The organism is Streptomyces sp. P17, assembly GCF_032436805.1.
GTDB lineage: Bacteria > Actinomycetota > Actinomycetes > Streptomycetales > Streptomycetaceae > Streptomyces.
Window position 1 is genome coordinate 1 of the sequence record NZ_JAVRBF010000391.1, and the last position, 392, is coordinate 392.

Below are 392 nucleotides of genomic sequence, written 5' to 3' on the forward strand. Positions count from 1 at the left end.
TAAAGTTCACGATATTACCTCGATAATTATTTGAGTAATAATCAGAATGGGGGATTATTCCCCCATCCCTTATGTGTGTATCGTGCCTATGTAGGCCGTAGCTTTTTGGCGTGCAGTGCGCGCCATATTCTTCCCGTAATGAACAACCTTGTCGGCGTCATAAACAGGATCGTGACCTTCTTTCTTGGCTCCCATACGGGCAGCGGCTGACCGCCAGATAGCCTTGAAAGCGCAGCCTTCATCGAAGGTCATTTCCAGTGCTGCGATAATGTCTTCACATTCCGCCTGATACGCTGGCTGATCTTCCCGGCGAGGATACTGCACTTTGGCAAGGTAATAGTTTACCTTGCCCCCGGAGTGCTCGCCCTTAGTCGCCTGTGACGCCATCGGAG

The 392-nt window shown here is 50.8% G+C and carries 1 protein-coding gene; it reads right to left on the reverse strand.

All coding sequences use genetic code 11. From position 1 onward, the window contains the following. Window positions 1-69: 69 nt before the first annotated feature. Window positions 70-392, reverse strand: a 323-nt coding sequence (locus RMT89_RS41430) for a hypothetical protein (RefSeq protein WP_315888920.1), incomplete at its 5' end; no start/stop codon positions are given.